The sequence below is a fragment of the Limnohabitans sp. genome, from assembly GCF_036804465.1.
Classification (GTDB): domain Bacteria; phylum Pseudomonadota; class Gammaproteobacteria; order Burkholderiales; family Burkholderiaceae_C; genus Limnohabitans.
Genome location: NZ_DAIRSK010000006.1, coordinates 130164 through 137926, shown reverse-complemented (window position 1 = coordinate 137926; position 7763 = coordinate 130164). Strand labels below are relative to the sequence as shown.

The following is a 7763-nucleotide window of genomic DNA, read 5'->3' as shown; positions in this document are numbered from 1 at the left end:
TGTTTAATTATCAAAAATGTCTAAATTTTAATTTGTTCGGTTTAAGTCTTCAATTTGATCCATGCAGCATGATTGATGCGCAACCGATCATGCACAGCCAAATACATGCGTTCAGGCGTTTTGACGGAAGGTTTCAGGGGCTTGTCCCGTCCAGGCTTTGAACGCTCTGATCAGGCTTTTTTCATTCGAAAAGCCAACATCTTTGGCAATTTGCTTCAGGGGTTTTTGGGTGCGCAGCAGCAACGCTCGGGCACGTTGCTCGCGAACGCTGTCCTTGAGCGCTTGCAGTGAGGCGCCTTCTTCTTTGAGCTGTCTGTGCAAAGTGCGCGCAGACATGTGCAGCCATGCGGCCAAGTCTTCCGCGTTGCGGCTGTGTTCGGGGTGCTGAGCCAAGGTTTGCCTCACTTTTTCCACCAATAATCGGTCGCGTCGGTAGGGACGCACGGTCAGCAAGAGAGCTCGCTGCAGCATGTGTTGCAGCGCAGTTTCGTCTCGACGCACCGACAGGGCAAGGTAGCCCGCATCAAACTGCAAGGCATTTTCTGGCGCATTGAACTGCGTCGGACCATCAAACAATACGTGATAACTGTCGGCATGGACGGGTGGCGCAAAGCGCAAATGTGTGGCCCTGAGCGGTATGCGTGAATCGGTCAGCCAGCATGCGACGCCCAAGGCGTTGCGCAGCACCGACACCACGCAGAACTCTCGAAAGACGCCTAGGTCTTGCATCTCTTCTAAATGCAAGCTGGCGATGCCGTTGTACTCGCTCAGGCTCAAACAAATGTCATCCGTCAACAAGCCGTGGTGCCTGCACCAGCGAGTCAGTGCCACGCCCAGTGTGGGGGAGGTGAGTGAGGCGCGAACCAGCATGCCGTAGCTGCCCCACGGCAAGCGGCGGCTGAACCAACCCAGGCCTTCGTCGTCCAACTCTTGCATGGCAATGCCCGAGATCAACTCCATTTGCATGGCGGTCACGCGAGCGTTATTTTTCTTGAGAAGTTGTGGCTCGATTTGTGCCTTGTTCAATGCCTCATCTATGTGGAGGCCGCGTTGTGCATAGGCGGTTGCAATCGCTTGTATAAATGCAATAGGCGTCTCTGCACGACCATGGGTAGGGGCTTGAACTGGGGTGGGGTTAGGGCGAAGCATCGTAAGCTTAATTGTGGCAGGATTTGCAACCTATCTGACGTATCGTCCAACCCTTAAGCGCCTAAGCTAGGCTCCAATGCCGTTCGAGGACACACTCTATGACTATTTTGCACACCCAGCTCAACCCACGCTCTGCAGATTTCGTGGCCAACGCCGCCGCCATGCGCACCGTGGTGGACGATCTCAAAACCCATCTCGAGACAATCGCAGTCGGCGGTGGTGAAGCTGCGCGTGCCAAACACACCGCACGCGGCAAGCTGCTGCCCCGTGACCGTGTGCACATGTTGCTCGACCCTGGCACGCCGTTTCTTGAGATTGCCCCACTCGCCGCCCTCAATATGTACAACAACGATGCGCCTTGCGCTGGCTTAATCGCGGGCATTGGCCGCGTGAGTGGTGTGGATTGCATGATCGTGTGCAACGACGCCACGGTGAAGGGCGGCACCTATTACCCGCTCACAGTCAAGAAGCATTTGCGCGCGCAAGAAATCGCGCAGCAAAACAACTTGCCTTGCATCTACTTGGTGGATTCGGGCGGTGCCAATTTGCCCAACCAAGATGAAGTGTTTCCCGACCGCGATCACTTTGGCCGCATCTTCTTCAACCAAGCCAATATGAGTGCCCAAGGCCTCGCGCAAATTGCGGTGGTGATGGGCAGCTGCACCGCGGGCGGCGCTTATGTGCCGGCCATGAGTGATGAGACTATCATCGTGAAAAACCAAGGCACCATCTTTTTGGGCGGCCCGCCTTTGGTCAAAGCCGCTACCGGCGAAGTGGTGACGGCAGAAGACCTCGGCGGTGGCGATGTGCACACGCGTCTGTCTGGCGTGGCTGACCACCTCGCGCAAAACGATGTCCATGCCCTGGCGCTGGCGCGTCAATGTGTCAAAAGCCTCAACGTGCAAAAGCAGCCCAACATTGCCACGCACGCGCCCGTGCCACCAAAGTATGACGCGCAAGAGTTGTATGGCGTGATCCCCACCGACACACGAAAGCCGTTTGATGTGCGCGAGATCATTGCGCGCATCGTGGATGCGTCAGAGTTCGACGAATTCAAGGCGCGCTTTGGCACCACCCTGGTGTGCGGCTTTGCACGCATCGAAGGCATGCCAGTGGGCCTCATCGCCAACAACGGCATCTTGTTCAGCGAGTCCGCTTTGAAAGGCACGCACTTCATTGAGCTGTGCTGCCAACGCAAAATTCCGCTCGTGTTTTTGCAAAACATCACGGGCTTCATGGTGGGACGCAAGTACGAGAACGAAGGCATTGCACGCAATGGCGCCAAGATGGTTACCGCGGTGGCCACGGCGGCTGTGCCGAAGTTCACCGTCATCATTGGCGGTAGTTTTGGGGCTGGCAACTACGGCATGTGTGGCCGCGCCTTTGGGCCACGCTTTTTGTGGATGTGGCCCAACGCGCGTATCTCCGTCATGGGCGGCGAGCAAGCCGCCAGCGTGTTGGCCACGGTCAAGCGCGATGGCATCGAAGCTAAATCGGGGCTCAAGGGGGAGGCTGCATGGAGCGCCGAAGAAGAACAAGCCTTCAAAGACCCAATTCGTCAACAGTACGAAGAACAAGGCCACCCCTACTTCGCCACAGCCCGCTTGTGGGACGACGGTGTGATTGACCCCGCCGACACCCGCCGCGTGCTGGCTTTGGGCTTGAGTGCGTCGTTGAATGCGCCCATCCCTGAGACCAAGTTTGGTTTGTTCCGCATGTGATGGAGCGCTGACATGACAACACCTTCAAACACCTCACTGACCATCGCCGATCACGGGGCAGTGCGAACGATCACCCTTTGCCGTCCCGATGTGCGCAACGCTTTCAATGACGAAGTGATTGCTGAATTGAAAACCGCATTCATCGAAGCGGGTAAAGCCGCCGACGTGCGTTGCGTTTTGCTGGCAGCCGTTGGCCCCGCGTTTTGCGCGGGCGCTGACCTGAACTGGATGCGCCGCATGGCCGACTACACGCGCGACGAAAACCTCGCCGATGCAGGTCAACTCGCGGCCATGCTCCGTACCATTTACGAATGCCCCAAACCCACCATCACCCGCGTGCAGGGTGATGTGTTTGCGGGCGGTGTGGGCTTGGTGGCTGCATGCGATATGGCGGTGAGTGTGGACACCGCCACCTATTGCTTGAGCGAGGTGAGGTTGGGCCTCATCCCCGCCACCATCAGCCCCTATGTGATGCGCGCCATGGGCGCACGTGCGGCGCACCGCTACTTTTTAACGGCTGAGCGTTTCAGCGCACCCGAGGCGCATCGCATTGGCTTGGTGCACGAGGTGGTTGCGGCGGATGCGCTGGACGCCAAAGTGGCCGAGCTAACCCGTGCCGTGGTCAGTGCCAGCCCCAACGCCGTACGCGCCTGCAAACGCTTGGTGCAAGACGTGGCTGAGCGCGAGATCAACGACGCTTTGGTGGCGCACACCGTAGCGGGCATAGCCGACATTCGCGCGAGTGCTGAAGGCAAAGAGGGCGTGCAGTCGTTCTTGCAAAAGCGACCACCCCATTGGCTGCTTTGACATGGCCTAAGACGTTTGACCATTCGCTATTTCACGCCTCGCCTCGAACTCAGAAAGACAAGCTGTCATGTTTAAAAAAATCCTCATCGCCAACCGTGGCGAAATCGCCTGTCGTGTTGCAGCCACCGCGCGTCGAATGGGCATCAAAACCGTGGCTGTGTATTCGGATGCCGACGCCCACGCCAAGCATGTGCAGGTGTGTGACGAAGCAGTGCACATTGGCGGCAGTGCCCCCAAAGACAGCTACTTGCGTTGGGAGCGTATCTTGCAAGCGGCCCAAGACACGGGCGCGCAAGCGGTGCACCCAGGCTACGGATTTTTGAGCGAGAACGAAGACTTCGCCAACGCCTGTGCCGCCGCAGGCTTGGTCTTCATTGGGCCACCTGCGTCAGCCATTCAAGCCATGGGCCTCAAAGCGGCGTCCAAGCAATTGATGGAAAAAGCAGGCGTTCCTTTGGTGCCTGGCTACCACGCGGCGGACCAAGACCCCGCCTTGTTGCAACGCGAAGCCGATCGCATGGGCTACCCCGTGCTCATCAAAGCCAGTGCTGGGGGCGGCGGCAAAGGCATGCGTGTGGTCAACAGCCCTGCTGAGTTTGCCGATGCACTGGCCAGTTGCCAACGCGAAGCCATCAACAGCTTTGGCGACGATGCGGTGCTGATTGAGAAATATGTGCAACGTCCACGCCACATTGAAATCCAGGTGTTTGGCGACAAGCATGGCAACTGTGTGTATTTGTTCGAGCGCGATTGCTCGGTGCAGCGTCGCCACCAAAAAGTGTTGGAAGAAGCGCCTGCGCCGGGCATGACTGAAGCGCTTCGCAAGCAGATGGGCGAGGCCGCGGTGGCGGCGGCCAAAGCGGTGAACTATGTGGGCGCAGGCACGGTGGAGTTCATCGTTGAACAAACAGCGTATGACAAGCCCGAGTCCATGAAGTTTTTCTTTATGGAGATGAACACACGCTTGCAGGTGGAACATCCTGTGACCGAGGCCATCACTGGCCTTGACTTAGTAGAGTGGCAGTTGCGCGTGGCCAGTGGCGAGCCCTTGCCTTTGCAGCAAAGCGAGTTGCGCATGCGCGGCCATGCGATTGAAGCCCGCATCTGCGCCGAAAACCCCGACAACAACTTTTTGCCCGCCACAGGCAGCTTGCAGGTGTACCGCAAGCCTGCGTGCAGCAGCTTTGAAATTCCAAACCCCAGCGGCATCGGCGCTGAAGTGCGCATCGACGACGGCGTGCGTGAGGGTGACAGCATCAGTCCGTTTTACGACTCGATGGTGGCCAAACTCATCGTGCATGGCGACACGCGCGAGCAAGCGCTGGCGCGTTTGGATGAGGCTTTGTCGCAAACCCGCATCGTGGGCTTGGCCACCAATGTGCAGTTCTTGCGTCACATCATTCGCACCGATTCCTTTGCCACCGCCAAGCTCGATACCGCATTGATTCAGCGCGAAGAAAAAGCCTTGTTTGCGCAAGAGCCATTGGGCTTGGCGCTCACCGCTGCATCGGTGGTGGCCAACACGCTGCACCGTGAAGCGGCCTTGAAAGACCACGACCCGTTCAGCAGCCGTGACGGCTGGCGCGCTTATGGCGTGGCGACGCGTCACTTTGGTTTTGTGTTCCATGGGCAGGCGCACACAGCGCTGTTGACCTATGCGCGCGATGGCAGCTTGCCTTTGCAAGTGGGTCAAGCGCAGGGTGAATTGATCTACCGCGAAGAAGGCAACACGCTACACGTCAGCTTCGCAGGCCATCAAGCCGGTGTGCAGGTGTTTCACGAAACTCAAGGCCATGACGATGTGGCCCATGTGTTTGCACCGCATGGCGCCACCCGCATCACCGTGGTCGATGCCTTGGCCCATGCGGGTGAGGTGCAAGAGGCCGGCGGCCGCTTGACCGCCCCCATGCCAGGCAAGGTGGTGTCGTTTGCGGTTGCCGTAGGTGACAAAGTCAAGGCCGGTCAGCCGCTGGCCGTCATGGAAGCGATGAAAATGGAACACACCATGGCCGCACCTGCGGATGGTGAAGTGTTAGAGCTGCTCTTTTCCCCTGGCGACCAGGTGGCCGAAGGCGAAGAGCTTTTGAAATTGAAAGTGTGAACATGGCTATGAATTTGCCGCACCGTGTGCGTGTGATGGATGTGGGCCCGCGCGACGGCCTGCAAAACGAAAAGCAACCTGTGCCCGCCGCCATCAAGGTCGAGCTGGTGCATCGGCTGCAAATGGCGGGGCTCAAAGAGATTGAAGTCACCAGTTTTGTCTCGCCCAAATGGGTGCCCCAAATGGCGGACAACGCCGAGGTGATGGCGGGCATCCACCGCGAAGCGGGTGTGCGCTATTCCGTGCTCACGCCCAATCTGCAAGGCTTTGAGGCCGCGCTGAAAACTCAGCCTGATGAGATTGTGGTGTTTGGTGCTGCCAGCGAAGCCTTTAGCCAAAAGAACATCAATTGCTCCATCGCTGAAAGCATGGAGCGATTCGCGCCCGTGGTCAAAGCCGCTCGTGAAGCAGGCATCACGGTGCGTGGCGCAATGAGCTGCACCGTGGGTTGCCCGTATGAAGGTGACATTGCACCCGAGCGCGTGAGCTACTTGGCGGGATTGATGAAAGGCATTGGCGTGCAGCGCGTGGACGTGGCTGACACGATTGGCGTGGCTACACCGCGCAAAGTACAAGCCGCCATGGAGGCCACGCTCAAACACTTCGCGCTCAACGATGTGTGCGGTCATTTCCACGACACCTATGGCCAAGCCCTGGCCAATACGCTGGCCGCTTTGCAGATGGGTGTTTGGAATTTTCAGTCGTCAGTGGCAGGTCTGGGCGGTTGTCCTTATGCCAAAGGCGCTACGGGCAATGTGGCCACCGAAGACGTGGTCTACATGATGCACGGCATGGGTATCGACACGGGCATTGATTTGGACAAGTTGATTGAGGCGGGCGTGTTCATCAGCGAGGCCTTGGGCCGGTCACCCAATTCCCTGGTGTCCCGCGCGGTCTTGAATAAGCGTGCGGCTTAGGCGGGCGCTGTTCGCTGACAATTCGTGGCTATGCTGGATCGTCTTCTCTTCCTCAAGCCCAAACTGTCGCCCGCTGAGCTGCGGTTGCAAATGGCAGCCGCGCGTGAGCTGAAAAAGGAAGAAGCACCGATCTCGCCCTGCATGTCGGTCTGCCGCATGTCCGATCACACGGGCTTGTGTGAAGGGTGTTTTCGCACCCTTGAAGAAATCACGGGATGGGGCCACCGCAGCCCAGAAACCAAGCGAGACGTGTGGCGATTGATTCAACAACGCCTGCAAGCCAAATTGCAAGCGTGATGGCCGATCAAGAGGCAACCATGAAAACCATCACCTGTTACCTCGACTTCATTTCGCCCTATGCCTACCTGGCTTTTGAGTCCTTGCCCCACAGTCTGATGGGGCTGAGCCATCGCATGGTTTACAAACCGGTGTTGTTTGCTGCCATGCTCAAGCACCATGGCCAGCTGGGTCCTGCTGAAGTTGCAGGCAAGCGGGAGTGGACCTATCGCCAAGTGGTGTGGCAGGCCAAGCAACTGGGAGTGCGTTTGGACATGCCGCAAGCGCATCCGTTCAATCCACTGGCGCTGCTGCGCTTGGCCATCGCCTGCAGTGCTGAGGGCGAGCCCAACCGCTATGTGTGCGACACCCTGTTCAAGCATGTCTGGCAGGGTGGCGCCGCGGCCGATGATCCGCAACGTTTGCAAAACCTCACCCAGCAGTTATCACCCCAGCGCTCTGTGGATGCGCCTGAAGTGAAAGACCAGCTCAAAGCCAACACGCAAGAGGCCATTGCACGCGGTGTGTTCGGTGTGCCAACTTTCTGCGTGGATGACAAAGTGTTTTGGGGCTTAGATGCCTTGCCTATGATGCGCGCCTACCTGGATGGTGATGCTTGGTTTGATTCAGCGTGGGATGCCGCTGCAAGCGTCCGATCTGGGATCAAGCGCTGAAATTTCAACCATCAGCTTGAAAATTTTCATGGGTAATTACCCTGTGACTTGTGGCCAGAATTCCATGGCTTGAGGTCTGAGAACCCAGGTTCTATCACCATAAGAAATTATTTGTTCG

7 protein-coding genes are annotated in these 7763 nt (G+C 57.9%); 6 read left to right on the top strand and 1 reads right to left on the bottom strand.

All coding sequences use genetic code 11. The features are described 5' to 3' along the window. Window positions 1-111: 111 nt before the first annotated feature. Window positions 112-1149 carry an AraC family transcriptional regulator gene (locus V7Q41_RS04880; RefSeq protein ID WP_333843528.1) on the bottom strand — a complete coding sequence of 346 codons (1038 nt, stop codon included), beginning with the start codon at window positions 1147-1149 and terminating at the stop codon, window positions 112-114. A gap of 98 nt (window positions 1150-1247) precedes the next feature. Between V7Q41_RS04880 and V7Q41_RS04875 the strand changes: the two genes are divergently transcribed. From V7Q41_RS04875 to V7Q41_RS04850, 6 genes are all read left to right on the top strand, one after another. Then, window positions 1248-2870 carry a carboxyl transferase domain-containing protein gene (locus tag V7Q41_RS04875; protein WP_333843525.1) on the top strand — a complete coding sequence of 541 codons (1623 nt, stop codon included), beginning with the start codon at window positions 1248-1250 and terminating at the stop codon, window positions 2868-2870. Between the two features lie 12 nt (window positions 2871-2882). Then, entirely contained in the window at window positions 2883-3677 is a 795-nt protein-coding gene (locus V7Q41_RS04870; RefSeq protein WP_333843523.1) for an enoyl-CoA hydratase/isomerase family protein, read from the top strand. A 67-nt stretch (window positions 3678-3744) separates the two neighbouring features. Beyond that, a complete protein-coding gene (locus V7Q41_RS04865; protein ID WP_333843521.1) occupies window positions 3745-5778 on the top strand; it encodes an acetyl/propionyl/methylcrotonyl-CoA carboxylase subunit alpha in 2034 nt (677 codons plus the stop codon). 8 nt (window positions 5779-5786) lie between these two features. Then, on the top strand, window positions 5787-6695 hold the full coding sequence (locus tag V7Q41_RS04860; RefSeq protein ID WP_333843548.1) for a hydroxymethylglutaryl-CoA lyase: 909 nt from the start codon (window positions 5787-5789) through the stop codon (window positions 6693-6695). 30 nt (window positions 6696-6725) lie between these two features. Beyond that, window positions 6726-6992, top strand: a complete 267-nt coding sequence (locus V7Q41_RS04855) for a DUF1289 domain-containing protein (protein ID WP_333843519.1) — start codon at window positions 6726-6728, stop codon at window positions 6990-6992. 20 nt (window positions 6993-7012) lie between these two features. Further along, a complete protein-coding gene (locus V7Q41_RS04850; protein WP_333843516.1) occupies window positions 7013-7645 on the top strand; it encodes a 2-hydroxychromene-2-carboxylate isomerase in 633 nt (210 codons plus the stop codon). Window positions 7646-7763 lie beyond the last annotated feature (118 nt).

Bases quoted from the DNA above. Each gene is read 5' to 3' on its own strand.
- V7Q41_RS04880 (WP_333843528.1), bottom strand. From the start codon at position 1,149: ATGCTTCGCCCTAACCCCACCCCAGTTCAAGCCCCTACCCATGGTCGT.
- V7Q41_RS04875 (WP_333843525.1), top strand. From the start codon at position 1,248: ATGACTATTTTGCACACCCAGCTCAACCCACGCTCTGCAGATTTCGTG.
- V7Q41_RS04870 (WP_333843523.1), top strand. From the start codon at position 2,883: ATGACAACACCTTCAAACACCTCACTGACCATCGCCGATCACGGGGCA.
- V7Q41_RS04865 (WP_333843521.1), top strand. From the start codon at position 3,745: ATGTTTAAAAAAATCCTCATCGCCAACCGTGGCGAAATCGCCTGTCGT.
- V7Q41_RS04860 (WP_333843548.1), top strand. From the start codon at position 5,787: ATGAATTTGCCGCACCGTGTGCGTGTGATGGATGTGGGCCCGCGCGAC.
- V7Q41_RS04855 (WP_333843519.1), top strand. From the start codon at position 6,726: ATGCTGGATCGTCTTCTCTTCCTCAAGCCCAAACTGTCGCCCGCTGAG.
- V7Q41_RS04850 (WP_333843516.1), top strand. From the start codon at position 7,013: ATGAAAACCATCACCTGTTACCTCGACTTCATTTCGCCCTATGCCTAC.